Source organism: Mesorhizobium sp. C089B (assembly GCF_030323125.1).
GTDB lineage: Bacteria > Pseudomonadota > Alphaproteobacteria > Rhizobiales > Rhizobiaceae > Mesorhizobium.
This window is the reverse complement of record NZ_CP100469.1, coordinates 6,029,511-6,054,982: the sequence shown is the minus strand read 5'-3', so window position 1 is coordinate 6,054,982 and position 25,472 is coordinate 6,029,511. Positions and strand designations below refer to the sequence as shown.

The window sequence follows — 25,472 nt, the reverse complement described above, 5'->3', positions numbered from 1 at the left end:
CGCCCCCTACCGTGTCAGCACGACGCCGGCATCCGGCCGGAAGGAGACCCAGGCGCGGTCGTTCCAGGTCAGCGGGTCCTCGGTGACTCGCGCCGCGTTGAGCGCGCTTGCCCTGATGATCTGCCCGTCATCCAGCCGGATGTGGTAGACGGTCATGTCGCCGAGATAGGCAACGTCGTAGACCTCGCCCTCAAGCGCATTGACGGCGTCGGCCGGTTTCGTCGACGACACCTTGATCTTCTCCGGCCTGATGGCGAAGACGATGTCGGAACCGGCCTTTGTATCGGTGCTGTTTTCGACGACGATCTGGGCCCCTGTCGCGCCGGTGATGCGCGTGGTGTTTGCCGCACGCTCGGCGACCTTGCCCTCGAACATGTTCACATTGCCGACGAAGTGGGCAACGAAGCGCGAACTGGGGGCTTCATAGACTTCCGCCGGCGTCGCCACCTGCATCACCTCGCCCTTGTCGATGATGGCGATGCGGTCGGCCATGGTCATCGCCTCTTCCTGGTCGTGGGTGACGACGACGAAAGTGAGCCCGAGATTTTGCTGCAGGTCCATCAGCTCGAACTGCGTTTCCTCGCGCAGCTTCTTGTCGAGCGCGCCGAGCGGTTCGTCGAGCAGCAGCACTTTCGGCCGCTTGGCGACCGAGCGGGCGAGTGCGACGCGCTGGCGCTGCCCGCCGGAGAGCTGGTGCGGCTTGCGCTTGGCGAACTGCTCGAGCTTGACCAGCTTCAGCATCTCGGCGACGCGCTTTTCGATATCCGGTCCCGGCATGCCTTCCTGCTTGAGGCCGAAGGCAATGTTCTTTTCCACCGTCATATGCGGGAACAGCGCATAGGACTGGAACATCATGTTGACCGGGCGGCGATAGGGCGGGATGCCGCGCAAATCCTGGCCGTCGAGAAGGATACGGCCGGCGGTCGGCTCCTCAAAGCCGGCAAGCATCCTGAGCAAAGTCGACTTTCCGCAACCGGACGCGCCGAGCAGGGCGAAGAACTCGCGCTCGAAAATGGTCAGCGATAGATTGTTGACGGCTGTGAAGTCACCGAACTTCTTGGTGACGTTCTCGAACTGAATGTATGGCTTGGCATTCGGATCAGTCCAAGGCGCAAAATCCCTGCGGATGCTGCCAAGCGATTTCATGTCCCACTCCGTCCTGTTTTTTTGCTTCTTGCCCCAGAGAAGAATGGTCCCGGCAGATGACTGCCGGGACCAGTCGCGTTGCTTACTGGCCGGTGACGATCTTGGTCCAGCTGCGCGTGATCAGGCGCTGGGTCTTGGGATCGTAGGGCTGGACCGTATAGAGTTTCTTCAGGGTCTCGGCGTCCGGATAGACAGCCGGGTCATCCAACAGTGCCTTGTCGACGAACTGCTGCGAAGCCTTGTTGCCGTTGGCGTACAGCACATAGTTGGACGACTTGGCGATCACTTCCGGCTTCATCATGTAGTTGAGAAATTCGAGTGCCTCGGCGGCATGCGGCGCATCGGCGGGAATCGCCATCTGGTCGAACCACATCTGGGCGCCTTCCTTGGGCACGGAATAGCCGATCTCGACGCCTTGCTTGGCCTCGACCGCGCGGTTGCGCGCCTGGAAGACGTCACCCGACCAGCCGACCGCCAGGCAAATATCGCCGTTGGCGAGCGCGTTGATGTATTCGGACGAATGGAATTTGCGGATATACGGCCGCACCTTCAGCAACGTCTCCTCGGCCTTGGCGATGTCGTCAGGTGAGGTGCTGTTCGGATCGAGGCCGAGATATTTGAGCGCCGCCGGGATGATGTCGGCCGGCGAGTCCAGCACATAGACGCCGCAGTCCTTCAGCTTGGCCAGGCTGTCGGGATTGAAGAAAACATCCCAGCTGTCGATCTTGTCGGTGCCGAGTGCAGCCTGCACCTTCTTGATGTTGTAGCCGATGCCGACCGTGCCCCACATGTAGTTGATCGAGTATTCATTGCCCGGATCGTATTTGGCGGTGCGCTCCGAAACCGTGTCCCACATGTTGGAAATGTTGGGCAGCTTCGACTTGTCGAGCTTCTGGAACACGCCGGCCTGGATCTGGCGGGCCAGGAAGTTGCCGCTGGGCACGACGACGTCATAGCCGCTGCCGCCGGCAAGCAGCTTGGTCTCGAGGATTTCATTGGAATCGAAGGTGTCGTAGACGACCTTGATGCCGGTCTCCTTGGTGAAGTCGTCAATGATCGAACTGTCGATGTAATCCGACCAGTTGAAGACGTTGACGACGCGATCCTCGGCATGGCCGCCAACGGCGAAAAGCGTCAGAAATGCCGAGGTTGCCGAAAGCCAGAGCGCTTTGCGGATCATGCTGTTCTCCTTTGATGAGTGTTCCTTCGCCAAGTCGTCGCTGTTCGAGCGCGATTGGGCATTTGCTTCAGAGTATTGAGCTTTCCGGGCAGCCACAAGCATGAACTGCCAGCGCCGTCCGGGCGGTTCGACGAGCGGCAGATGATGGCTCTGTGTGCCCGCATGGCGGGCGCGCTGACGCCGTCAGAGGCTTTCGCCGCGGCGCGGGCAGGGATACGACGCTGTGGTCCGGTCTTGGTCCGACCGGCGGGGACACTTGGCAAGATAAGCCTGTCTTGTTGTTGCCGTGCCCCCAGCCTGCCCGTGCCGCAGCAAGGTTGTCAATGGCCCGCGCGGGGAAGCTCGGTCAATAGGGCGTGCGGCTTCGCTAATTGGGGAAAGACGGGCGTAATTAGGGAAGACGGGCTCAACCAAGGGAAAGGCGGGTCAATTAGGGGATGGCAGGCCGGTGGTCCCCGGCCGTGCAGGTCTCGCCTGGCGCTTGAATTCAAGCGCGATATGGACGAGCAGCGCGGCGACCACCACCGCGCCGCCGATGATGGTGCGCACCGAGGGCACCTCGCCATGAACGAGCCAGACCCAGATCGGTCCGAGGATCGGCTCGAACGTGCCGAGGAGTGCTGCGATCGCCGCCGGAACCAGCCTCGCGCCGGTGGCGAAGAAGGCAAGGCCCAGGCCGAGATTGATGACGCCGAAGGCAAACAGGAAAGCCATGTCGTGGGCCGACGTGGCAAACTGCGTGGCTTGCGATGCGGCGAAAGCCGCTGCCAGCATCGTGCCGAGGCACGTCGCCGGCGTCATGCGCACATGGGCGAAGCGCCGGGTGATGACGGTGGCAATCGAGAACATGACGGCGATCAGCAGCGACAGCCCGTCGCCGATGGGCGATACGGCGCCGTCGAGCGATTCCGACACCATGATGGCGACGCCGGCGATGACGGCGGCGATCGCCACCCAGGTCGCGACGGCGACGCGTTCGCGAAACAGCACCCAGGCAAGCAATGCCGCCAGCAGCGGCACACCGGCCTGCATCAACAGGATATTGGCAACGGTGGTGTAGGCGAGCGCGACAACGAAGCACGTCGACGCCGTGGCGAAACAGACGGCCACGGCAAGGCCGGGCAGGCCCATGTCGCGAAACAGCCGCAACATGCCGCGCCAGCCGTCGCGCCAGGCCATGAAGCAAATCAGGAACACAGCCGCCCACAGCGAGCGCCAGAACACCACCGTCCAACTGTCAGCGGTGTCGATGAAGCGGGCGATGGTGCCGCCAAAGCTCCACATCAGCGCCGACAGGAACACCAGCAGCAAGCCGACCCGCTCTTCGCGCGGCGAGACGATCGGCGATGCGGCGATTGGAGAAGATGCGGTATCGGTCATGGGGCGCGACTGTCGGCTATCTCGGGGCGGCATGATGCACAATGGACGACAGAAACGTGCCGCATTCTCTAGCGCATAGGCTACCGCCGGAGGTGATCCAGCCCGGCATTCCCTTTGGCGCACCGCCAACCGGCAGCCATACGGGCAAACACCGCCGTTTCTAGGACGTGCCCTTGTTGCCGCGGATAAAGCGCCAAAGACCGGCCAACGGTACCAGCAGCAGAATGCCGAACTTTTTCAGGGCGATGAGCGCGACCGCAATCAGGCCGGCCTTTGCCGCGAGTTTTCCGGCGATGAGGCCGCCAATGCCAACCGCGGCGACCGTGTCGGTGCCTGGCAGAAAATCGGTGTATTTCTTGCCGGTGTTGAAGTCCGCCACGCCCAGCACTTCGTCCAGGCTCTGCTTGATCTCCGGCAATTGTTCAACCGTAGCGATGTAGCTCATCACGAAGACGCCTTCCCGGCCGAGGAAACGGACGTCGTAATTGAGCGTGTGGACGGTATCGTCTCCGAACTGCAGTTCCTTGGCCCAGTGCAGCCGCTTGTGGACGAAATCATAGACCGGCGGCGAGGCCCAGCCGATCAGCTTGATCGGGGGAAAGCCGCCCTTCACCCGCTGATCGTTGGCCGACAATGTGTCCGCCTGCATGCTGCTCAGCAATTCGGTGTAGTCGATGGATGCGGCGTCGGCGTCATCGACATGGCCGATCTTTTCATAGCGCAATTCGATGCCCCAACCGTTGCCGGCGATGGGCTCGTACTTGGCCGGGAAGATCATGCCGATTGCTTCGGACGCGGTATCAGGCGGATTGCCCCAGGCCTCGGTCAGGACGGACGTCGCGTCCTTCTTGCCCAGAAAATAGAACTTGTCCTTGAGATCGAGATGGATGCCTTCGGGAAGGTCGACCGCGCCGGTCTTTGGATCGATTTTGTCCAGGAATGCCTTGCCGTCGTCACTATACTGTTGATAGTCCTTGAAGAATTCCGAGGATTTTTCTGCCAGAACAGGCCCCGCCAAAAGGGCAAGCGCCACGCCAAGCCACAAAGCTTTCCTGTTCATAAGCCATCCCCCCTTGGCTGCCCTGCAGCTCACCTTCGATAGCGCAGCGCCGATGCTTAATCAATATTTGGTTCGGCGACGGTTCGGGCAGCGCTCTATTGCTTAGCGCAAACAGCTGCGGTCTTCCGCGACCTCCAGCCCGAGAAGCATCACTGGAAATCGAAGGCGCTCAGGCCCGTCGCCATCTCGTCCAGGCCCAGCGGACGGGTCACCGGCGGCTCGGCGCGGGCGAGGCAGCCGATGCGTTCGCACAGCCGGCAAGCGGGACCGACCGGCGTGGCGGCGCCCTGTCCGGCCTTTGCCGGCAGCCCGGCGCCATAGACGCTCTCGTCGCGAAAGCCGATATCGCAGCCCAACAGCAGCGCGGTGCGGCGCGGGCGCTCGGAGAACGAACCCTGCGGCCCCTCGAGCGTGCGTGCGATGCAGAGGAACTCGGCGCCGTCGGGCATTTCCACCGCCTCGACCAGGATCTGGCCAGGCGAAGCGAAAGCGGCATGGACCGGCAGTTTCGGGCAGCCGCCGCCAAAGCGGCTTTGCGGAAAGCCCTGGCCGCCGGCCTTGCGGAAGCGGTTGCCGGCATTGTCGACCTCGAGCATGAAGAACGGCACTCCGGACAAGCCAGGACGCTGCAGCATGGTCAGGCGGTTCGCCGCCTGTTCGAAGGAGACGCCGAAACGCGAGCGCAGCACATCGATGTCGTAACGAGCCCGCACGGCGGCGGCATGAAATGCCTGATAGGGCATCATCAAGGCATTGGCGGCGTAGCGGCCGAACTCGAAGCGGGCGAGCCGACGGGCTTCGTCCGTACCGAGCTTCAGCGTCTGAATTTCGCCGGCGACAGCGACCGTCATGCGGATCAGGCAGGCCTCCATGGCGACTTCGCGCAACTGGTCGAACGGCGACAGCCGCTCCGATAGAAAAAGACGCTGCGAATGACGGTCATAACGGCGGCGCCAGTTCGGCATGGTGGCGACCGGCAGCACCTTGACGACGATGCCATACTCGCGCTTCAGCCACGCCTTCAGCGCGCCGAACAGATCGTCGCCGGGGTCGAGCACCGAGGTGAAGGCCTCGGCCTCCTCCTCGAGTGCTGCAAAATGGTTCGGCCGGCGCTCGAAAATCTCGTGCACTTCGTCGATCGGCAGCCGCGCACCGGACAGCGCCGTGGCGCGGCCCTCGCGCGCCAGAAGCTCGTTGAGATCGGACAGCCGCTCGGCCTGCTCGCGGTAAGCGCGAAACAGTTTTATCATCGCAGCCGATGCGTTGGGGGCGGCCTCGGCCAGTTCGATCAGTTCCTGGTCGCTCGGCAGCTCACCGGCAAGCAGCGGGTCGCCGAACACTTCCTTCAAGGCCGAGATCGACCCTCTCGCCTCACCCTGCAATTCATGCGGGTCGACCTTGTAGACAGAGGCCAGCCTCAGGATCAGCTGCACCGTCAGCGGCCGCTGGTTGCGCTCGATCAGGTTGAGATAGGACGGCGAGATGCCGAGCCCCTCGGCCATCGCCGTCTGGGTCAGGCCTTTGGCGATGCGGATGCGGCGGATGCGCGGCCCGGCGAATATCTTCTGGTCGGCCATCGGCTTTCCTTGACAGGAATTTACACGACTTGCGAGCGATGAACGGCGCACCATCTTTTTACAATCATGACAGATTTACAGCGTCAAGCAGTCACACACAACACAGGTTTTCTCTTATTTTCCACCGGAAATAGCGGTTTCCCTCGCTCTCGTCGCGGCGCAATGTAAATGATGTCACACACAGACGACGCACACTATCCCAGGGCGCGGCGTTTCAAGACACTGGCATCGATTGATCTGGAGTGACCAATGACTGATTTTTACAATCTTGTCCCATCCGCGCCCGAAGGCCGCTTCGACAGCATCGAACGAGCCTATTCGCCGGACGATGTGAAGCGGCTGCGCGGGTCGGTCCAGATACGCCAGAGTCTTGCCGAAATGGGCGCCAACCGGCTGTGGAAGCTCATCCACGAGGAAGACTTCGTCAATGCACTCGGCGCCATGTCGGGCAACCAGGCGATGCAGCAGGTGCGTGCCGGGCTGAAGGCAATCTATCTCTCGGGCTGGCAGGTCGCCGCCGACGCCAACACCGCGTCGGCCATGTATCCGGACCAGTCGCTCTATCCCGCCAATGCGGCTCCCGAACTGGTCAAGCGCATCAACCGCACGCTGCAGCGCGCCGATCAGATCGAGACCTCGGAAGGCAACGGCCTGTCGGTCGACACATGGTTCGCGCCGATCGTCGCCGATGCCGAGGCCGGCTTCGGCGGACCGCTCAACGCCTTCGAGATCATGAAGGCGTTCATCGAGGCGGGCGCTGCCGGCGTCCACTATGAGGACCAGCTGGCCTCTGAGAAGAAGTGCGGCCATCTCGGCGGCAAAGTGCTGATCCCGACCGCCGCGCATATCCGCAACCTCAACGCGGCGCGTCTGGCGGCCGACGTGATGGGCACGCCGACGCTAGTCGTGGCACGCACCGATGCGGAAGCGGCAAAGCTTCTGACCTCCGACATTGACGAGCGCGACCAGCCTTTCGTCGACTACGATGCCGGCCGCACGGCTGAAGGCTTCTACCAGGTCAGGAACGGCATCGAACCGTGCATCGCGCGCGCCGTTGCCTATGCGCCGCATGCCGACCTGATCTGGTGCGAAACATCCAAGCCCGATCTGGCGCAGGCCAAGAAATTCGCCGAAGGCGTGCGCAGGCATCATCCGGGCAAGCTGCTCGCCTATAATTGCTCGCCGTCGTTCAACTGGAAGAAGAACCTCGACGACGCGACGATCGCCAAGTTCCAGCGCGAGCTCGGCGCCATGGGCTACAAGTTCCAGTTCATCACGTTGGCCGGGTTCCACCAGCTCAACTTCGGCATGTTCGAGCTGGCCCGCGGCTACAAGGCGCGGCAGATGGCCGCCTATTCCGAGCTGCAGGAAGCCGAGTTCGCGGCCGAAGTCCACGGCTACACCGCGACCAAGCACCAGCGCGAGGTCGGCACCGGCTATTTCGACGCCGTCTCAATGGCGATCAGCGGCGGCCAGTCCTCGACCGCCGCCATGCATGAATCGACTGAGCACGCCCAGTTCAAGCCGGCAGCGGAATGAACCGATCGACATAACCAACAGAGGAAACGCCCGAAGGGCAAGGGAGAAGAAAATGGCATCCATAAGCCGCGTCAAGGAACGTGCAGAAGAGCAGTCCACCACGATGAGTGTCGACCAACAGGCGACCATCCGCATGCTGGCCAACGACCTGCACCGGCTCAATCAATCGGTGATGAAGGCAGTGGAGGCCGGCGTCTCGGTGGAACTGGTGCGCTCGGCCCGGCATCATGGCGGCGACGGCAATTGGGGCGACCTGCTGATCCCGGTGATCGTCACGCAGAAGAGTCACGGCTGATCTTCCCTAACGGAAGCTTTGTGCTTGTGGAACCTATGGGCCCCGCCGCTCACTGGCCGATTTCAACGTCACCCGCGGGTTTTCAGCGCGGGTGACTTTCGCTTTTGAGCGTAAACTTAACTACAGTTCGAAAACAGACCTTGTCTCCGGGTTTTAATATTTCCGGCTATATTTCGCAGGTCCGTCATTTCAGCTTGACATGGCGGGCGATCTCACGCCAATTGGCTCTCGGATTTCAACCCTGCATTGAAGCAGCGCCGAGTGCCCGCCCCGCCCATGTGCCCTGTGAACCGCGAGACCGACACCGCCAAACATCTGAATTCGTCAAGCAGGGATGCGAACTCCGAGATATCAACGGATTTCTCCCACGTGCTGGTCGTTGGAAAATCGCCGATCAACCGGGTGGTGGTGTCGAAGATCGTCGAGAAGTCCGGACTGAAGCCGATCTCCGAGTCGCCCGAAATGGCGGCCAAGACATTGCGAACCCTCATTCCGGGCGCCGTCGTTCTCGATGGCGGCCCCGACAACGAGGACTGCCGCGCGCTGATTGCGGCCATCGACGCCTTGCGGCGGACATCTGGGCGGTCGCTCCCCAAGGTGATCCTGCTTTCAACCAAGACCGGCACGCCCGACAGCCTGGGTCTGTCGAGCGTGGTCGATGTGGTGGTAACCAAGCCGATCACCACCGAAAGGCTGCAGCCGGTGGTCGACCGGCTGATCAGTCTCGGGCGCGGCTGATCGCAATCCGCCCGAACGCGTGCGGGCGGTCAGCCTTCCTTGCCGATGCTCTCGATCAAAGCCGGCAGTTCGCCAAGATCTACAAGCTGACGAAAACGCGGTGCCTCGACCGGCGGCTCGACGTGTTCGAGCACCCAGGTCAGCTCGTGCGGCACATACACACCCCAGCTGCCGGCCTCGATGGCCGGCACCACGTCCGACTTGAGCGAATTGCCGACCATCATGCTGGTCTGCGGGCTGCCGTGACGGCCAAAGATCCTGGCATAGGTGGCGGCGCTCTTGTCGCTGACGATCTCGACGGCATCGAACAGGTCGCCAAGGCCGGACGCCGCCAGCTTGCGCTCCTGGTCGAACAGATCGCCCTTGGTGATCAGCACCAGATGGTAGGCGCCGGCGAGCTTTTCGACTGTCTCGCGCGCATGCGGCAGCGCCTCGACAGGATGGCCGAGCATGTCCCGGCCGGCGGCAAGGATTTCGGCGATCGTCGAGGCCGGCACACGGCCCTCGGTCACTTCTATCGCCGTTTCGATCATCGACAAGGTAAAGCCCTTGATGCCGAAGCCGTAGACGGCAAGGTTGCGCTTCTCGGCCTCCAGCAGCCGTGCCGAAATGTGCTCGGCCTCGCCATGGTCGGCGAGCAGGGTTGCAAAATGCTTCTCGGTCAGGCGGAAGAACTGTTCGTTCTGCCATAGGGTATCGTCGGCGTCGAAGCCGATAGTGGTCAGGGGCATGGTCGACTGTCCCGTTCAAGTGAAGGCAATGATGTAGACGTTGTCGCCGCACACTGCTAGCTACGGCAAGGGAATGGTGGGAAGCAATGCCGGAATTGGGCGCCTGGAAGCGTGAACTGGAGCAAATTGTGGGCTCCTTGCCAGGGCGTACTCCGACTGAACTCATAAATGCCATCCGAGATCTTGGCATCGCCATGGGACACGATACCGGCGAGGCGTTGCTTGAAAACTACCCGGAGATCCTTTCGTACCGACCGGCGCTGACCGCCGCATTCGGCAAGATGGTGCAGGAGCAAGATACCGCCGAGATCAGGCACATGCTGGATCAGGATCTGAGCGGTCCGGCATCCTTCGGGCAGATCGCAGCGGGAAAAACAAGCATCGGCGTGCTGTCATCCAGGGATGCGTATAATCGCCTGAACGAAGTCTTCGATCACGTCGATTTCGGCAGCTGCTGCCGCGCTGTCATGGTCGGCTGCGGAGGGCGTCCGTTTACGATGTTCCGCATACACGACCAGACTGTCGTCCCCGAAATCATCGGTCTCGATATTGTGCCTGAAGCGGTCGAAACGGCAAACAGGCTTGCGGCCAAGCTCGGCTATGTGCGGATGCGGGCCGAGCTTTGCGACGGCCGCGACTATGACTATGGCGAGGCGCAGGTCGTTTACGTCGCCAGCATGGTATCGCCCAAGGCAGCGGTGGTTTCTCGCATAGCCGATACCGCGCCTCAAGGTGTGCAGATCGTCTTGTGGGAGCCGGTCTCGCTTGGCAGGCTGTGGGCGGAAAGCGTAGAAAGAACGCTTGATCCCCGGCTTGCGGTTACCGGCCGCACGAGCATCCATCGAAATATGACGCGGGACGTGTTCGTTGCACGCGGGAGTGTTCCCAGGCCAGCAAGCTGATCATGCCAGGGCTGCGGATGAGCGACCGCGTGCTGCTTACCCTGGTACAGGCATGGTGCCTTGTCCGCCATCCGATGATTTGCGCCCGCACCTTCAATCATAGCGGCGTGCTGCCCGATCCGGCAAGGCCCGCTTCCTATGCAGACAAGTTCCTGTGGCGCAAGATTTTCGACCACAATCCCTTCTTCACCACGGCTTGCGACAAGCTCGCCTCGAAAGCCTACGCTCTGTCCACCTGTCCAGAACTCAAGACCGCTGCGGTTCTGTGGTCCGGATATGACGCGGCAGAACTTCCGGCGGAGCTGCTCACCGGCAATGTCATGGTGAAGGCCAATCATGGCTGCCGCTGGAACATGATGGTGCGCAACGGTGAGGTAGACAGAGCTAGGCTGCGCCGGCGTACGGCACGCTGGATGCGCCACCGCTACGGCAGGAAGCTCGGCGAATGGGGCTACAAGCACGCCAGCAGGCGCATCCTCGTGGAAGAGATGCTCCTCGAGGACGGTCAGCCCGTTGCTTTGGAGTACAAATTCCACGTGTCTAACGGGACGACGGCCTATGTCTATGCCGCGCGTCGGGATGAGCACGGCAACGAACAGAAATGTCATTTCGACCGTGACGGAACCTACGCGCCGCCACCGCCAGGCAGCGGCCCCCAGTGGGTCCGGATCGACCTGCCGGCATCCTTCCCGCGCATGCTTGCCATCGCCGAGCGGCTGACCGCGCCGTTCGATCACATGCGATGCGATTTCTACGAAATCGAAGGCGCGATCTTCTTTTCCGAATTCTCGGTCTATCCGCTATCCGGCAAAGGCATCATCAACACAAGGCTCAGGGATCTGTGCGCAGACAGCTGGAACCTCAGCCAATCCTGGTTCCTGACCGCGCCGCAAAGCGGATGGCGCAGGCGCTATGCCGGTGCCTTGCGCAGATGGCTGGGCGCAAATGCGCCGCCCGGCAAGGCCGTCTGACATAGGCCGTTCAGCCTCGTTGCCGCACCTATCGGGCCGGCTCCCCTTCCCTTCCATCACCGGCAACGGCTATACTCCCAAATCCGCAACCCAAACTGGTGAATGATGCCGCCTGCGAAAAAGGAAGTCCGTCCGTCGACCCGCGGAGGACGCGTCCGAACGCCTGCCTTCGTGAAAATCAACGCGGCGTGAAGAACTGGAAGGAAGTCAGCGCTTGGCTGGAATGGCGCGGCATCGAAGACATAGAATGCATCACGCCTGATCAGGCTGGCGTCGCGCGCGGCAAGATGATGCCTTCGAAGAAATTCACTTCCAACACCTCGCTGGCGCTGCCATCGGCAGTGTTCATGACGACGATTTCGGGCGGCTATCCCGAGGATGGCAACGGTTTCCACTATCCGGAGGATGATGGCGACCTAAAGCTGATGCCGGATCTGTCGACGTTGACCGTCGTGCCGTGGGAAGAAGACCCGACGGCCGCCGTCATCTGCGACCTCGTCCATCAGGATGGCCGTTCGGTCGAGTTCACGCCGCGCAACGTCCTGAAGCGCGTGGTAGCAGCCTATGACAAGCGCGGGCTGAAGCCGGTGGTGGCGCCCGAGATCGAATTCTATCTGGTGCGCAAGAACCCCGACCCGGATTATCCGCTGACCCCACCCGTCGGGCGTTCCGGACGGGCAATCGGCGGCGGCGCCGGCTATTCGATCGCCGGCGTCAACGAGTTCGACGAACTGATCGACGACATCTACCATTTCTCCGAAAGCCAGGGCCTGGAGATCGACACGCTGATCCACGAGGAAGGCGCCGGCCAGCTCGAGATCAATCTGCGTCACGGCGATCCGGTCGAGCTCGCCGACCAGGTGTTCATGTTCAAACGCACCATCCGCGAGGCAGCGCTGAAGCATGAGATCTATGCCACCTTCATGGCCAAGCCGATCCAGGGCCAGCCAGGTTCTGCCATGCACATCCACCAGTCGATCATCGACAAGAAGACCGGGCTGAATATCTTTTCGGCGAAGGACGGCTCGGAAACCGACGACTTCTTCCATTTCATCGGCGGCATGCAGAAGCATGTGCCGAACGCGCTGGTGATGTTTGCCCCTTACGTCAATTCCTACCGCCGGCTGACGCAGTCGGCCTCGGCGCCGGTCAACAACAAATGGGGCTATGACAACCGCACCACGGCGTTCCGCGTGCCGCGCTCGGACCCGGCGGCGCGGCGTGTCGAAAACCGCATCCCGTCTTCCGACGCCAACCCCTATCTGGCGCTGGCGGCCTCACTTGCCTGCGGGCTGATCGGCATCACCAACAAGATCAAGGCCGAGCCTCCGGTGCTGACCACCGCAAACGCCGATGAGATCGACCTGCCACGCGGCCTGCTCGAAGCCGTCGATCTTTTCGAAGGCGACGAGGAACTATGCGCTCTTCTGGGCAAGTCCTTCGCCGCAACCTATGCAGCGATCAAGCGGGCGGAGTTCGAGACCTTCATGGAAGTGATCAGCCCGTGGGAGCGGGAGTATCTGTTGCTCAACGTGTGAGCGGCGACTTCGTCGTGTGAATGGTGAATAGTGAATGGTGAGTAGTTTCATATTGGATGGATGAGCGCAGACGTCGTGCGTCTCGCAGCCATTCACCATTCACCATTCACCATTGGCTGGTGTCCCCATGCCTTACCAATCACCTATCTCCCCCGGTCGCTCCTGGTACGAAGACACAGCCGGACCACGCCCTGAGTACCCTGCCCTGGACGGCGACCGCAGCTGCGACGTCGTCGTCGTCGGCGGTGGCTTCACCGGGCTGTCGGCGGCCGCTCATTTGGCGAAGGCGGGAGCCCACGTCGTTCTGATCGAGGCGCATCGCTTCGGCGACGGCGCTTCAGGGCGCAATGGCGGCCAGCTCGGCACGGGCCAGCGCGCCTGGGCCGAAGAGATGGAGGCCGAATACGGCTTCTCCCGCGCCAAGGCGCTGTTCGACCTTGCCGAGGAGGCGAAAGCGCACCTGCTCGAATTCGCCGCCGTCAACCAGATCGACATCGACTATATGCCCGGCCAGTTGTCCGTGGCGCACAAGCCGCGTTATCTCGACGACTACAAGGCGCATGCCGAGATCATGGCGGGCCGCTTCAATTATCCGCACATCGCCTTCATGGATGCCAGGGAAACGGCCGAACGGCTGGGCTCCACACGCTACTTCGGCGGCACCCGCGACACCGGCACCGGACACATCCACCCGATGAAGCTGGTGATCGGCACGGCAAAGGTGGCGGCAGCGGCCGGCGCGCACCTGTTCGAGCAGACACTATCGACCGGTGTCACCTCCAGCGGCGGCAAGGTCAGGGTGACGACTTCGAGAGGAACCATCACCGCCCAGAAATGCCTGATCGGTGTAAATGCCTATGGCGGCACGCTCGAGCCGGTGAGTGCCGCGCACATCATGCCCATCGGTTCCTTCATCGGCGCGACGGTGCCGCTGGGCGTCGATTCGAAAGTGCTGCCGGGCGGCGAGGCGGTCGACGATTCGCGTTTCGTCGTGCGTTATTTCCGCAAATCCACGGATGGAAGGCTGCTGTTCGGCGGGCGCGAGGTCTATGGCGTCAACGATCCGAAGGACATCCATGTCCATATCCGCCGGCAGATAGCCGAGCTTTATCCGGAACTGAGCGATGTCGAGATCACCCATGGCTGGGGCGGCTATGTCGGCATCACCATGCCCAGGAAACCGTTCGTGCGCGAGGTGATGCCCAATGTGATCTCGGCCGGAGGCTATTCCGGCCACGGCGTGATGCTGTCGAACTTCTTCGGCAAGCTCTATGCCCAGACCGTCGCCGGCAACCGCGACAGACTGAAGCTGATCGAGGACCTGAACATCCCGGCTTTTCCCGGCGGCCGGCGATTTAGAACGCCATTATTGTTCTTGGCACTGAACTGGTTTGCCCTGAGGGACCGAATATAGGGAAAGTATCTCATATCAGCCGTGGCTGGTACTGAGCTGATTCTATTGAGCTGTTGGTTGCCGCAGCGAGACGTTGCAGAATCCTTAGCAAGAGCGCACAATTCCCCTGAGGGCGCACTGATGCCACAATCAAGGGCAAAGGATGCCGGTTCTGGGCGATTGAACGGGGATTTCTGCGGGCCTGCCCGCTTTGTTGTTGGGACCGATGCCGATCGAATGCCGGGCTGCCGGCGCCGATCGAAAGAACACCGGCTCATCTTTTGGAGGTGGCAAGAGTGAACGAGCCCTTCAGTTTCGGCGCGCCGGAACGTCGGCGCTTCGCCATGCAATTCGGTTATGACATGCGGCCCTCCTTCTGGCAGGGGGTGCGCACGAATTCGCATCTGGTGATCGCCGCGGTCGGCACCGCAGCGCTGCTTGGCGTGGCGGGCATAGCGCTTTGGCTGGCATTGCCGGCCAACGACCGGCAAGCGATCGCCAGCACACAGCAGAACGTTCCGACTTTTCCGGTCAAGACGACCAAGATTGCCCCGGTCGCGGCGACGGCTACCGCGGTAGCGGCGCCACAAGCCGCGCCCAAGGGCGACGCGGTTTCAACGACGGTCGCTGTGGGTGGGGCTGCCATGCCGCCGCTGTCGGCCAACGATCCGCGCTGGACTGCGGCGCAATCCAACAGCGACCCTGCCGCGACGCCATCCGATCAGGCTCCTGCCGAGCAGGCTGCCGCCAAACCGTCCGATGCCGCGGCATTCGAAGAACCGGCGACGCAGAGCGACGCCACGACGCAGCTGTCAAAGGTCGCTGCTCCCGCCAATGACGACGACGCCGAGACCGCCGCCATACCGACGCCAAAACCGCAACTTCCAGACGAGCAATCTTCCGCCGCAACGGACGATACCCAGGCCAAGGCCAAGCCACAGAAGGTGGCTGCTGCCGCCGGCACCGGACGCATCCTCAGGGCGGTGACAATGCGCAGCGGTCCGCAGAAAAACGCCGCCGCCATGGGGACCGTGCCCGCCAAGTCGTCGGTGCAGGTGATGAGTTGCAAGAAATGGTGCCAGATCGTCTACAACGGCAAGCGCGGCTGGATCTACAAGAGCTACATCAAGACCGGGGATTGAGACAACGACGTCGTCGAGCCTGCCCAAGACGAAGCCGCCAAATTCTGGTCAGCCGCCGAGCAGCCATCTGAAACGGTGTCTTCTGCGAGCAAGTTTGCGCTTCGCCAGGAAATCCCGCTGTTCCTCGAACGGCACTTCGTAGAGGCCGCACATTTGGCAGCTTTCCGACTTGCGGCATATCGGGACCCAGCATTTGACGTCGTGTGTCCAGGCGAGCGCGATCCTTTCCAGATGAAGGTTGGACGAACTTTTCAGCAGAATCAGTTCTCCTGGGACTGCCGTCCGTTTGATATGATCCGAAACTTCCTTGGCAGTGCGAAGCTCAATGAAACGGCCGCTGTCGCGGTCGGCCTGGCTGGCGCGCGAGCGATGCGCATTGTCGCCGGTATAAATGACCTCATCGGCGATCTCGCGCGCGATGTTGTAGGCGGCGCCGTATTTCCTCGACGAGCCGGCGTAGTCGGATATCTGCCCCAGCACAATGCGCTTGCGAGCACCCTTGGCCTTTGCAATCATCTCCAGAGCAATGTTGAGCGAATGCCAGGGCGCTTTGGCCGTATCGACCAGGAATTTCGGACCCGCGGATACCTCTTGCACCGTAGAGCGGTTGGGCAGTGGTGCAAACGATGCCGTTCTCGCTACGACTTGCTCTGGCGGGACGCCAAGTTCCAAGGCGGCGGCAACAGCCGCTGCAGTCGGCAGCCAGAATTGCTCGCCGGGAAAAGGCGCTTGAATATTCAGGCTGCCATCGCGCCAATGAAGGGTGAACCGCAGCAATTCCGGATACGCGGCATGCACGTCACTCACGCGGTAGTCTGCCTCGCCGGACTGGCCGAAGGTCGCAATCTGGCATTTCGCGCCAGACGCCATGCCGATCACCAGTGGGTCATCGCAATTGAGAACCGCAAGTCCATCAGGTTGGAGTGCCCCGACCAGCGCCCGCTTCTCTCCCGCCACAGCTTCCAGAGTCTTGAACTTGCCGAAATGCTCCAGACGGATCATCGTAACCACCGCCACACTCGGCTTCAGCATCTGCGCCATGGCGCTGATCGTGCCGAAGTCGGAAGCGCCGGCTTCGAAAACGACGTAATCGACTTTGCCGGCCTTCCTCAGGCGCTTGTAAAGCGTTCGGATGAGCGCAGGCATTGTATTGGCCTGGGCCTGTAGATGCACCTTGCCTTGGGCGGCCAGTATGTGTGCAAGCAGGCTGGTGGATGTGGATTTGCCGGAGCTGCCGGTAATGCCGATGAACGTCGCCTTGTTACGCGCCCGCACCCAGCGCGCCTGCAGCCGTCGCAGCGCCCAGCGCAAGTCCTTGCGAATTTTCAGCAATTCCAGTTTCACACCCCGCCAGCTTTTAGCCCAGCCTAATATGCGTCGTGCCAAGTTCCAGAGTCAAACGGGCGCTGGCGTGCTTCAGCCAAAGATTCTAGCGGCCGAGGAGCCGCAGCAGTCTGTGCTTGCGGCGCTTCGATTTTCTCTGCGCCACAAACTCACGGTGCTGCTCAAACGGCACTTCATAGAGGCCGCATTGCTCGCATCCCTCGGTCTTGCCGCATACCGAAACCCAGCACTGGACGTCGTGGGTCCAGGCAAGAGCGACACGCTCGAGGTGCAGATTGGACGAGCTCTTGAGCAGGATCAACTCGTCAGGCTGCGCGGTTTGGGCGATGTAGTCCGACACTTCCCTGGCCGTGCGCAATTCGATGAAGCGGCCGCTGTCGCGATCTGCCTGGTTCGCCTTGGAGCGATGGGCATGATCGCCGGCATAAATCACCTGGTCTGCAATCTCGCGCGCGCTGCTGTAGGCTTGGGCATATCTGTTATTCGAGCCGGAAAAATCCGATAGCTGGCCAAGAACGATACGTTTTCGCCCGAATGTCGATCCGGCTACCATGTCGAAGGCAAGGCTCAGCGAATGCCAGGGCGCCTTTGCGGCATCCACGATGAAGTGGGGGCCGCCCGCGGGGACGAGCACCTGGCCGCGATTTTCCAGAGGCTGGAACGTCGCGGTTCTGTCCTTGACCATCTGCGCAGGCACGCCCAGTTCAAGAGCGGTTGCAACCGCCGCTGACGTCGGCAGCCAGAAATGCTGGCCGGGGAACGACGTCTCGATATCGAGCACACCGCCGCGCCAGTGGAGCGAGAACCGCAACGGCTTGGGATAGGCTGCCTCGATATCGCTGACGCGATAATCCGCCTGCTCCGATGTGCCGAATGTGACGGAACGGCAATAGCTCGCCGAGGCCATGCCCATCACAAGAGGGTCATCGGCATTGAGCATCGCGAAGCCGCCCGGCTCCAGCGCCGCGACTAGGGCGCTCTTTTCTCGAGCGACGTTTTCCACAGTCTTGAAACTGGCCCGATGCTCCAGCCGGACCATTGTGACAACAGCCACGTCGGGGCGAAGCAACTCGGCCATGGGCTTCATTGTATCCGGGCCGAATGCAGCAGCCTCGAAGACTACGTAGTCGGTTTTGCCGCCCTTTCCCATTCGCCTGGATAGGGTCGAGACCAACAGTTTCATAGTGTTGGCCAGAACCTGTGTGTGGACCGAACCCTGGCCAGCCAGGATGTGTCCAAGCAGGCTTCCCGCCGTCGTCTTGCCGGAGCTTCCGGTAACACCGATGAAAATTGCCTTGCTTCTCGCCCGCGCACGCTTGGCCAGGTAAAGCCGCAGCCGCCATCCCAGATCGTAGCGACTTTTCTGCTGCCTGATCTTCATCACCCGCCAACACTATCCACGATCCGTTATGCCTTTCGGGGGATCGAGAAGTCAAACTGGGGTCCGGCGTGACGACGTCAACTGTTCGTTCCTCGGCCGGCCGGCGCACCGATGCGAACTCTTGCCGACATTGCTCTGTCTGCCATGCATTGCGAACAGCGAGGTACTTCCCGAATTGCTCAAATGCAGCGGCCGCCGTCGACCTCCAGCGCCACACCGGTGATGAAGGCGGCTTCGTCCGACGCAAGCCAAAGCGCAGCGTTGGCGATATCGAGCGGCGTCGACAGACGGCCGAGCGGTATCGAGGCACGGAATTTCTCGCGGATCTCCGGCGTGTCAGTGCCCATGAATTTCTCCAGCATGCCGGTCTCGCCGGCGACCGGGCAAAGGCAGTTCACGCGGATGTTCTTGGGCGCGAGTTCGACCGCCATCGACTTGGTCGCGGTGATCGCCCAGCCCTTCGAGGCATTGTACCAGGTGAGCCCCGGCCGCGGCCGCAGACCGGCGGTCGAAGCCGTGGTCAGGATGACGCCGCCGCCCTGCCGCTCCATGATCGGCACCACGGCAAGTGCGGCGTGATAGATCGCCTTCATGTTGACTGAAGTGATCAGGTCGAAGGTCGCCTCGTCGACGTCGAGCATGTCGCCATTGCGATGGGTGTAGCCGGCATTGTTGACCATGATATCGATGCGGCCGAAGGCGCTTTTTGCGGCATAGACCATCTCGTCGAATTCGGAACGCTGCGAAACGTCGGTCTGGGTCCAGATCGCGGCCTGGCCGATCTCTGCTGCAACGCGCTCCGCGCCCTTGGCGTTGAGGTCGGCGACGACGACCTTGGCGCCCTCTTCGGCAAAGCGCCTGGCCATGCCTTCGCCGAAACCTGACGCAGCACCCGTGATGACGGCAACCTTGTTTTCCAGACGCATGCTTTTTCCGCTCATTGAAGACCCACCTCGCAAGCGCATTTTCCTTTTTGTTTGATGCGTGTCTGTCTCCCAGAACCGCTTCGCACTTCTGGGCGACACGCATTAGCTTTCGTCACATTCCCGCTTTATGTTGCAGGCGCGAAAGCCCCGGGACCATCGCTTGACGAAAAGCCTCCGGGTGGCAGCCAGTTGTCAAGGCACATTTGGAGCGAATCAATATGCAGTGATTTGGCCTCCACGTGACACCATGGCACTGGATAGTTTAAATCGATTAGATTATATCCTGCCGCGTCACAGCGAGCGGCGTCAAAGCGGACAGACCATGACCAGCCAGATCATTCCCGTCGAGCCTTTCGACTTCATCATTTTCGGTGGCACCGGCGACCTGTCGGAACGCAAGCTGCTGCCCTCGCTCTACCACCGCCAGCGCGACCACCAGTTTTCCGAGCCGACCCGCATCATCGGCACCTCGCGCTCCAAGATGAGCGACGAGGAATTCCAGGCTTTCGCCAAGCAGGCGATTTCCCAGCATGTTAAGCCGGCCGACATCGACGCCGAGGAACTCAAGACATTTCTTGCCCGGCTGTCCTACGTATCGGCCGACGCGACGACGGGTGCCGGCTTCGACAAGCTGAAAAAGGCGATCGGCGAAAGCGACCGCATTCGCGCTTTCTATCTGGCGGTTGCGCCGGCGCTGTTCGGCGACATCTCGCACCAGCTGAAAGCCCACAATCTCATCACGCCGAATTCGCGCATCGTGCTGGAGAAGCCGATCGGCCGCGACCTCGATTCGGCGCGCAAGCTCAACGACGTGGTTGGAGACGACTTCCACGAAAGCCAGATCTTCCGCATCGACCACTATCTCGGAAAGGAGACGGTGCAGAATCTGATGGCGCTGCGCTTTGCCAACGCACTCTATGAGCCGCTTTGGAATTCTGCCCATATCGACCATGTGCAGATCACGGTGGCCGAGACCGTCGGTCTTGAAGACCGCGTCACCTACTACGACAAGGCCGGCGCGCTGCGCGACATGGTGCAGAACCACATGCTGCAGCTGCTCTGCCTGGTTGCCATGGAGGCGCCATCGTCGATGGATGCCGATGCCGTGCGCGACGAGAAGCTGAAGGTGCTGCGGGCGCTGAAGCGCATCAACGGCAATGAGGCACCCAAGCACACCGTGCGCGGGCAGTACCGCGCCGGCGCCTCTGCAGGCGGCGCGGTGAAAGGCTATGTCGAAGAACTTGGCAAAGACAGCTCCACCGAGACTTTCGTCGCCATCAAGGCTGAGATCGGCAATTGGCGCTGGGCCGGCGTGCCATTCTATCTCAGGACCGGCAAAAGGCTGGCGACCCGCGTTTCGGAAATCGTCATCGAGTTCAAGCCGATCCCGCATTCGATCTTCGGCGACAGCGCCGGGCCGATCTCAGCCAACCAACTGGTGATCCGGCTGCAGCCCGACGAAGGCGTCAAGCAGTTCATCATGATCAAGGATCCAGGCCCGGGCGGCATGCGGCTGCGCCAGATTCCGCTCGACATGAGCTTTGCAACATCTTTCGACGGCCGCGCGCCGGACGCCTATGAACGGCTGATCATGGATGTTATCCGCGGCAACCAGACGCTGTTCATGCGCCGCGACGAGGTCGAGGCGGCATGGAAGTGGATCGACCCGATCCAGAACGCCTGGGAAAGCGCCAGGCAGGAGGCGCAAGGCTATACGGCCGGCACATGGGGTCCCTCGGCCTCGATTGCGCTGATCGAACGCGACGGGCGGACATGGCACGAAAGCAATTGAGCGAGCCCGTCTACAACTGGAACGGCTTTGCCGGGCGCCAGGATCTGGCGGCAACCCTTGCCGGCAATGTCGCGGCGCGCCTGACCAAGGCCATCGACGAGCGCGGCACGGCCCTGCTTGCCGTTTCCGGCGGCACCACGCCGGCAAAGTTCTTTGCAGCACTTTCGGCCATTCCGATCGCCTGGAACAAGGTGACGGTGACGCTGGTCGACGAACGGTTCGTGCCGGCCTCCTCGCCGCGCTCGAATGCGGGGCTGGTCGCGGCCAACCTGCTGCAGAACAAGGCGGCTGCCGCGCACTTCGTGCCGCTCTACCATGAGGCGGCAAGGATCGAGACCGCCGCGGCGGCCGACGATGCGGCGCTGAAGGCTCTGCCCTGGCCCCTCGATGTCGTCGTGCTCGGCATGGGCGGCGACGGCCACACCGCCTCGTTCTTTCCCGACGCCGAGAATCTACCCGCCTTGCTCGATCCAGCTTCGCGCAGGATCGTGCTGCCGGTGCATGCACCAAGCGGCGGCGAGCCGCGGCTGACTCTATCGATGGCGCGCATCGTCGCCGCCGGCTTCATCGCGCTGCATATCGAAGGCGAGGACAAGCGCACCGCTTTCGAGGATGCGATGGGACCGGGTGCGAAAAAGCCCATCCGCAAAGTCCTCGAAGCGGCACCCACCCCGGTAGAGGTGTTCTGGGCACCCTGATTTCACGCAAAGCAGTCCCGGCAGACGGTGGAGGACGTTCTTCCGGGGCTCGAAAGGACCGACCATGACAGCCAGACGCGACATCGAAGTCATCACGGAACGCATCCGCCAACGCTCGAAAGCCGGCCGCGAGCGCTATCTCGGCCGCATCGCCGAGGCCTCCAGCCGCACCGCCAACCGGGGCGTCCTGTCTTGCGGCAACCTCGCGCATGGCTTTGCCGTCTGCAGCCCGTCTGAAAAGCTGGCGCTCGGCGCCGACAAGGTGCCGAACCTCGGCATCATCACCTCCTACAATGACATGCTGTCGGCGCATCAGCCCTTCGAAACCTTCCCGGCGCTGATCAAGGAAGCCGCGAAGGAAGTTGGCGGCATCGCGCAAGTGGCCGGCGGCGTGCCCGCCATGTGCGACGGCGTGACCCAGGGACAGCCCGGCATGGAGCTGTCGCTGTTTTCGCGCGACGTCATCGCCATGTCCGCGGCGATCGGCCTGTCGCACAACATGTTCGACGCCGCCGTCTATCTCGGCGTCTGCGACAAGATCGTGCCGGGGCTGGTGATCGCGGCTCTCACCTTCGGCCATCTGCCGGCGGTGTTCGTGCCGGCCGGGCCGATGACGACGGGCCTGCCCAACGACGAGAAGGCCAAGGTTCGCCAGCTCTATGCCGAGGGCAAGGCCGGACGCGCAGAACTGCTCGAAGCGGAGTCCAAATCCTATCACGGGCCGGGCACCTGCACGTTCTATGGCACCGCCAATTCCAACCAGATGCTGATGGAGATCATGGGCCTGCATACGCCCGGCGCGTCCTTCGTCAATCCAGGCACGCCGCTGCGCGACGCGCTGACGCGCGAGGCGACCAGGCGAGCCCTGGCGATCACCGCGCTCGGCAACGCCTACACGCCGGTCGGCCGCATGATCGACGAGCGCTCTTTCGTCAATGGCGTCGTCGGCCTGCACACCACCGGCGGCTCTACCAACCACACCATCCATCTCATCGCCATGGCCGCGGCGGCCGGCATCACGCTTACCTGGCAGGACATTTCCGACCTGTCGGAAGCGGTGCCGCTTCTCGCGCGCGTCTATCCGAACGGGCTTGCCGACGTGAACCATTTCCATGCCGCCGGCGGGCTCGGCTTCCTGATCCGCGAATTGCTCGACGAAGGCATCCTGCATGAGGATGTGCAGACGGTATGGGGCGAAGGCCTGAGGCCCTATGCGGTCGAGGCCCGGCTCGGCGAAGATGGCGGCGTCGTGCGTGAAGCCTCGCCGCTGCAGAGCGGCGACGAGAAGGTGCTGGCGCCGTTCAAGAAGGCCTTCCAGCCGACCGGCGGCCTGAAAGTGCTCGCCGGCAATCTCGGCCACGCCGTCATCAAGACGTCCGCCGTGAAGCCGGAACGCCGCGTCATCGAGGCGCCGGCCAAGGTGTTCGACAGCCAGCAGGGACTGAACGAAGCCTTCAAGGCCGGCACGCTGACCGGCGACTTCATCGCCGTCATCCGCTTCCAGGGCCCGAAGGCAAACGGCATGCCGGAACTGCACAAGCTGACCACCGTGCTCGGCGTCCTGCAGGATCGTGGCCAGCGCGTCGCGCTGGTCACGGACGGGCGCATGTCTGGCGCTTCCGGCAAGGTGCCGGCGGCGATCCATGTAACGCCGGAAGCGGTCGAGGAAGGGCCGATCGCCAGGATCCATGACGGCGACATCATCCGGCTCGACGCCGATGCCGGCACGCTGGAAGTGCTGGTGCCGGGGCCCGAGCTCGCGCTGCGCCGCACGGCCGACATCGATCTCATCGGCAACGAGTTCGGTTTCGGCCGCGAGCTGTTCGCCGGTTTCCGCCAGCTGGTCGGCCGCGCCGACCATGGCGCCAGTGCTTTCGGAGCAGCCTGACCAGATTGCCTTATCCATGAAAAAGGGCGACTCGTGGCCGCCCTTTTTTGCGTTCGTCCATACGATCCTATTGCACCGTGAGCTCGGCTCGCTCGCCGGCCTTGACCGTTACGGTGCCTTCCTTCGAGCTGTTGTCCGACTTCTCCGAAACGACCACATAATCGCCGGTCGCTATCGCCGCCTGATACTTCTGGTCGTAAGCGTAGCCAAGCGACTTGCGATTGCCGTTGATGTCTTTCTTAGCCTCGAAAATCTCGATCTTTGAAGCGCCGGGCGCGGTGATTGCCAGCACGCCGGCGTTCATGGCGACCTTCACATCCTGGAATTCGCCGACCTTGACGGTGAACGGCCGCTCGACGACCGCGAGGTCGACCGTCGCAATCAACACATAGTCATCGGCCGGCAGATCGAACTTGCTGTCAGGGCCGTAGGAGTAGGTCACCTCTTCCCTGGTCCCGTCGATCTTCTTTTTCGCCTTGAAGACCTTGAAGCCGATGCCTGAACCATCGGCCTTGTCGCCGCCGGCGACATAGTAGGCGTTGGCCACGACATGCCCGACGCCGACGATGATGTCCTTTTCGACCGTCTTGCCGGCAGCGAGCGGAATCGTCTCGGTAGCCACGCCCTGGCCCATGGTGACAGTCACTTTCTCGTCGCCGGCCGGCAACACCACCTTGGTGGTGCCATAGTAGGTCGCGGGGTTATCGGCGCCCGGATAGTCGATCACGACAGCCGCGCCATCGACAACATCCGCCCCCACGCTTGGTCGCGGATGAATGATGAGCGTGCCGGCATTCAGGGTGAAGAGCGGCTTGTAGATCTGGCTTGCCTCGACCTTGAGCTTTTGTTCGGTCTTGGCCTCCCCGTCGCGCGCGACGATGATGTAGTCGCCCGGCTCCAGATTGCCCTTGTAGGCGCCGTATTCGGTGGTGACGTTGTCGCCACGCGTGCCATCAGGCTTGGCCTTGTAGACCTCCCAGGCATTGCCGTCGGTGATCGGATCGCCGCCTTCCGCCATGACCACGGTCGGGATGAAATTGAATTCGGGCTTTGCCGCTTCAGGGGCAGGCGCCGGAGCGGGTTCGGGTGCCGGCGCCGGAGCCGGCGCGGCGACGGTTTCGACCAGTGCTTCCTGCAGCGCCTTCTCGTCCGAGGCCTGGATATATTTGCCGCCGGTGTTGTCGGCAAGGCAGGCGATCTGCTTGCCCTCGTCAGCGGTCAGGCCGAAGCCGACGACGTCGACGGTGAAATCGACGCCTGAGGCCTCCAGTTCCTTGCCCAGCGCGCACGGGTCACCTTCACAGGTTTCAAGCCCATCGGTGATGAGAACCACGGTCGCCTTGTCCTCGGTGTATTTCAGAGCTTCGGCCGCCTGCTTGACGGCTGCGGTCAGCGGCGTCTTGCCGAGGAATTTCAGGCTGTCGGCAGCGGCCGAAATGGCGCTAGCCGAGCCGGCTTGCGGCGGCACGATCAGCTCGATGTCGTCGCAGCTGCCCTTTTCGCGGTGGCCATAGGCCATTAAGCCGATCTCGTCGTCGCCCGGGACCGACTGCAGTACGGTCCTCAGCGATTCGCGCGCGATCTCGAGCTTCGGCTTGCCGTCGATCTGGGCCCACATCGAGCCTGAAGCGTCAAGAATGATGATAACCTTATTGGCGGCAAAGCCGAGCGAAGTCATCGACAAAAGGAGCAGCGCCGCAGCGACGCTCCGCAAAAGTCCCGCCATCGAAATCTCCTTGAGGCCGCCCTCTGATCCGCGCCGGAAGCTATTTGACAGCGCGTCCGGACACAAGCCTGGAGCGGGTTACTAGATCATGATGAGATTTGGATGAAATCTCATCATGATCTAAC

Annotated in this window: 20 protein-coding genes and 1 pseudogene; 11 read left to right on the top strand and 10 right to left on the bottom strand. The window is 62.2% G+C overall.

What is annotated here, in order from left to right; all coding sequences use genetic code 11:
- Positions 1-6: 6 nt before the first annotated feature.
- From NLY44_RS29515 to NLY44_RS29495, 5 genes are all read right to left on the bottom strand, one after another.
- Positions 7-1,146 (bottom strand): ABC transporter ATP-binding protein, encoded by a 1,140-nt coding sequence (locus NLY44_RS29515; RefSeq protein ID WP_023729070.1) that lies wholly within the window; start codon positions 1,144-1,146, stop codon positions 7-9.
- Between the two features lie 82 nt (positions 1,147-1,228).
- Positions 1,229-2,326 carry a polyamine ABC transporter substrate-binding protein gene (locus NLY44_RS29510; RefSeq protein ID WP_023669323.1) on the bottom strand — a complete coding sequence of 366 codons (1,098 nt, stop codon included), beginning with the start codon at positions 2,324-2,326 and terminating at the stop codon, positions 1,229-1,231.
- A 426-nt stretch (positions 2,327-2,752) separates the two neighbouring features.
- Entirely contained in the window at positions 2,753-3,706 is a 954-nt protein-coding gene (locus NLY44_RS29505; protein WP_023689324.1) for a DMT family transporter, read from the bottom strand.
- Between the two features lie 160 nt (positions 3,707-3,866).
- Positions 3,867-4,766, bottom strand: a complete 900-nt coding sequence (locus tag NLY44_RS29500; protein WP_031261879.1) for a DUF2167 domain-containing protein — start codon at positions 4,764-4,766, stop codon at positions 3,867-3,869.
- Between the two features lie 149 nt (positions 4,767-4,915).
- Entirely contained in the window at positions 4,916-6,343 is a 1,428-nt protein-coding gene (locus NLY44_RS29495) for a helix-turn-helix domain-containing protein (protein ID WP_023806623.1), read from the bottom strand.
- Between the two features lie 249 nt (positions 6,344-6,592).
- Here NLY44_RS29495 and aceA point away from each other — a divergent pair, with 249 nt between their 5' ends.
- From aceA to NLY44_RS29480, 3 genes are all read left to right on the top strand, one after another.
- Complete coding sequence (gene aceA / locus NLY44_RS29490; protein WP_023806622.1) at positions 6,593-7,882, top strand: isocitrate lyase; 1,290 nt, start codon at positions 6,593-6,595, stop codon at positions 7,880-7,882.
- Positions 7,883-7,934: 52 nt separating this feature from the next.
- Entirely contained in the window at positions 7,935-8,177 is a 243-nt protein-coding gene (locus NLY44_RS29485) for an SMc00767 family acetate metabolism repressor (protein ID WP_023669318.1), read from the top strand.
- Positions 8,178-8,453: 276 nt separating this feature from the next.
- Positions 8,454-8,915, top strand: coding sequence for a response regulator (locus NLY44_RS29480; protein ID WP_023751977.1), 462 nt, complete (start codon positions 8,454-8,456; stop codon positions 8,913-8,915).
- A 29-nt stretch (positions 8,916-8,944) separates the two neighbouring features.
- Here the strand turns inward: NLY44_RS29480 and NLY44_RS29475 are convergent, their stop codons facing one another.
- Positions 8,945-9,646, bottom strand: a complete 702-nt coding sequence (locus NLY44_RS29475; protein WP_031196692.1) for an HAD family hydrolase — start codon at positions 9,644-9,646, stop codon at positions 8,945-8,947.
- A gap of 86 nt (positions 9,647-9,732) precedes the next feature.
- Here NLY44_RS29475 and NLY44_RS29470 point away from each other — a divergent pair, with 86 nt between their 5' ends.
- The 5 genes and pseudogenes from NLY44_RS29470 to NLY44_RS29450 all read left to right on the top strand — a co-directional run bounded on the left by NLY44_RS29470 (position 9,733) and on the right by NLY44_RS29450 (position 15,592).
- Positions 9,733-10,548, top strand: coding sequence for a class I SAM-dependent methyltransferase (locus NLY44_RS29470; protein ID WP_155923548.1), 816 nt, complete (start codon positions 9,733-9,735; stop codon positions 10,546-10,548).
- Positions 10,549-10,550: 2 nt separating this feature from the next.
- On the top strand, positions 10,551-11,519 hold the full coding sequence (locus tag NLY44_RS29465) for an ATP-grasp fold amidoligase family protein (RefSeq protein WP_050588078.1): 969 nt from the start codon (positions 10,551-10,553) through the stop codon (positions 11,517-11,519).
- A gap of 102 nt (positions 11,520-11,621) precedes the next feature.
- Positions 11,622-13,057 (top strand): annotated as a pseudogene (locus NLY44_RS29460) (glutamine synthetase family protein).
- A 127-nt stretch (positions 13,058-13,184) separates the two neighbouring features.
- Positions 13,185-14,471, top strand: a complete 1,287-nt coding sequence (locus NLY44_RS29455; RefSeq protein WP_023806620.1) for an NAD(P)/FAD-dependent oxidoreductase — start codon at positions 13,185-13,187, stop codon at positions 14,469-14,471.
- A gap of 275 nt (positions 14,472-14,746) precedes the next feature.
- Positions 14,747-15,592 carry an SH3 domain-containing protein gene (locus tag NLY44_RS29450; protein ID WP_023806619.1) on the top strand — a complete coding sequence of 282 codons (846 nt, stop codon included), beginning with the start codon at positions 14,747-14,749 and terminating at the stop codon, positions 15,590-15,592.
- A gap of 48 nt (positions 15,593-15,640) precedes the next feature.
- On the opposite strand, the gene NLY44_RS29445 is transcribed toward NLY44_RS29450, so the two are convergent.
- From NLY44_RS29445 to NLY44_RS29435, 3 genes are all read right to left on the bottom strand, one after another.
- On the bottom strand, positions 15,641-16,936 hold the full coding sequence (locus NLY44_RS29445) for a Mur ligase family protein (protein ID WP_023806618.1): 1,296 nt from the start codon (positions 16,934-16,936) through the stop codon (positions 15,641-15,643).
- An 85-nt stretch (positions 16,937-17,021) separates the two neighbouring features.
- Positions 17,022-18,317 (bottom strand): Mur ligase family protein, encoded by a 1,296-nt coding sequence (locus NLY44_RS29440; RefSeq protein WP_023704507.1) that lies wholly within the window; start codon positions 18,315-18,317, stop codon positions 17,022-17,024.
- A 179-nt stretch (positions 18,318-18,496) separates the two neighbouring features.
- Complete coding sequence (locus NLY44_RS29435; protein WP_027049416.1) at positions 18,497-19,243, bottom strand: SDR family oxidoreductase; 747 nt, start codon at positions 19,241-19,243, stop codon at positions 18,497-18,499.
- Positions 19,244-19,565: 322 nt separating this feature from the next.
- On the opposite strand from NLY44_RS29435, the gene zwf reads away from it, so the two are divergent.
- The 3 genes from zwf to edd all read left to right on the top strand — a co-directional run bounded on the left by zwf (position 19,566) and on the right by edd (position 23,621).
- A complete protein-coding gene (gene zwf, locus NLY44_RS29430) occupies positions 19,566-21,035 on the top strand; it encodes a glucose-6-phosphate dehydrogenase (RefSeq protein WP_023669307.1) in 1,470 nt (489 codons plus the stop codon).
- Positions 21,017-21,733 carry a 6-phosphogluconolactonase gene (gene pgl / locus NLY44_RS29425; RefSeq protein ID WP_023697310.1) on the top strand — a complete coding sequence of 239 codons (717 nt, stop codon included), beginning with the start codon at positions 21,017-21,019 and terminating at the stop codon, positions 21,731-21,733. Before zwf ends, pgl begins: the two co-directional genes overlap by 19 nt.
- A 64-nt stretch (positions 21,734-21,797) precedes the next feature.
- Positions 21,798-23,621, top strand: coding sequence for a phosphogluconate dehydratase (gene edd, locus NLY44_RS29420; RefSeq protein ID WP_023711782.1), 1,824 nt, complete (start codon positions 21,798-21,800; stop codon positions 23,619-23,621).
- Positions 23,622-23,688: 67 nt separating this feature from the next.
- On the opposite strand, the gene NLY44_RS29415 is transcribed toward edd, so the two are convergent.
- Entirely contained in the window at positions 23,689-25,347 is a 1,659-nt protein-coding gene (locus NLY44_RS29415; RefSeq protein WP_286456188.1) for a vWA domain-containing protein, read from the bottom strand.
- Between the last annotated feature and the right edge of the window lie 125 nt (positions 25,348-25,472).

Bases quoted from the DNA above. Each gene is read 5' to 3' on its own strand.
- NLY44_RS29515 (WP_023729070.1), bottom strand. From the start codon at position 1,146: ATGAAATCGCTTGGCAGCATCCGCAGGGATTTTGCGCCTTGGACTGAT.
- NLY44_RS29510 (WP_023669323.1), bottom strand. From the start codon at position 2,326: ATGATCCGCAAAGCGCTCTGGCTTTCGGCAACCTCGGCATTTCTGACG.
- NLY44_RS29505 (WP_023689324.1), bottom strand. From the start codon at position 3,706: ATGACCGATACCGCATCTTCTCCAATCGCCGCATCGCCGATCGTCTCG.
- NLY44_RS29500 (WP_031261879.1), bottom strand. From the start codon at position 4,766: ATGAACAGGAAAGCTTTGTGGCTTGGCGTGGCGCTTGCCCTTTTGGCG.
- NLY44_RS29495 (WP_023806623.1), bottom strand. From the start codon at position 6,343: ATGGCCGACCAGAAGATATTCGCCGGGCCGCGCATCCGCCGCATCCGC.
- aceA (WP_023806622.1), top strand. From the start codon at position 6,593: ATGACTGATTTTTACAATCTTGTCCCATCCGCGCCCGAAGGCCGCTTC.
- NLY44_RS29485 (WP_023669318.1), top strand. From the start codon at position 7,935: ATGGCATCCATAAGCCGCGTCAAGGAACGTGCAGAAGAGCAGTCCACC.
- NLY44_RS29480 (WP_023751977.1), top strand. From the start codon at position 8,454: ATGTGCCCTGTGAACCGCGAGACCGACACCGCCAAACATCTGAATTCG.
- NLY44_RS29475 (WP_031196692.1), bottom strand. From the start codon at position 9,646: ATGCCCCTGACCACTATCGGCTTCGACGCCGACGATACCCTATGGCAG.
- NLY44_RS29470 (WP_155923548.1), top strand. From the start codon at position 9,733: ATGCCGGAATTGGGCGCCTGGAAGCGTGAACTGGAGCAAATTGTGGGC.
- NLY44_RS29465 (WP_050588078.1), top strand. From the start codon at position 10,551: ATGCCAGGGCTGCGGATGAGCGACCGCGTGCTGCTTACCCTGGTACAG.
- NLY44_RS29455 (WP_023806620.1), top strand. From the start codon at position 13,185: ATGCCTTACCAATCACCTATCTCCCCCGGTCGCTCCTGGTACGAAGAC.
- NLY44_RS29440 (WP_023704507.1), bottom strand. From the start codon at position 18,317: ATGAAGATCAGGCAGCAGAAAAGTCGCTACGATCTGGGATGGCGGCTG.
- NLY44_RS29435 (WP_027049416.1), bottom strand. From the start codon at position 19,243: ATGCGTCTGGAAAACAAGGTTGCCGTCATCACGGGTGCTGCGTCAGGT.
- zwf (WP_023669307.1), top strand. From the start codon at position 19,566: ATGACCAGCCAGATCATTCCCGTCGAGCCTTTCGACTTCATCATTTTC.
- pgl (WP_023697310.1), top strand. From the start codon at position 21,017: ATGGCACGAAAGCAATTGAGCGAGCCCGTCTACAACTGGAACGGCTTT.
- edd (WP_023711782.1), top strand. From the start codon at position 21,798: ATGACAGCCAGACGCGACATCGAAGTCATCACGGAACGCATCCGCCAA.
- NLY44_RS29415 (WP_286456188.1), bottom strand. From the start codon at position 25,347: ATGGCGGGACTTTTGCGGAGCGTCGCTGCGGCGCTGCTCCTTTTGTCG.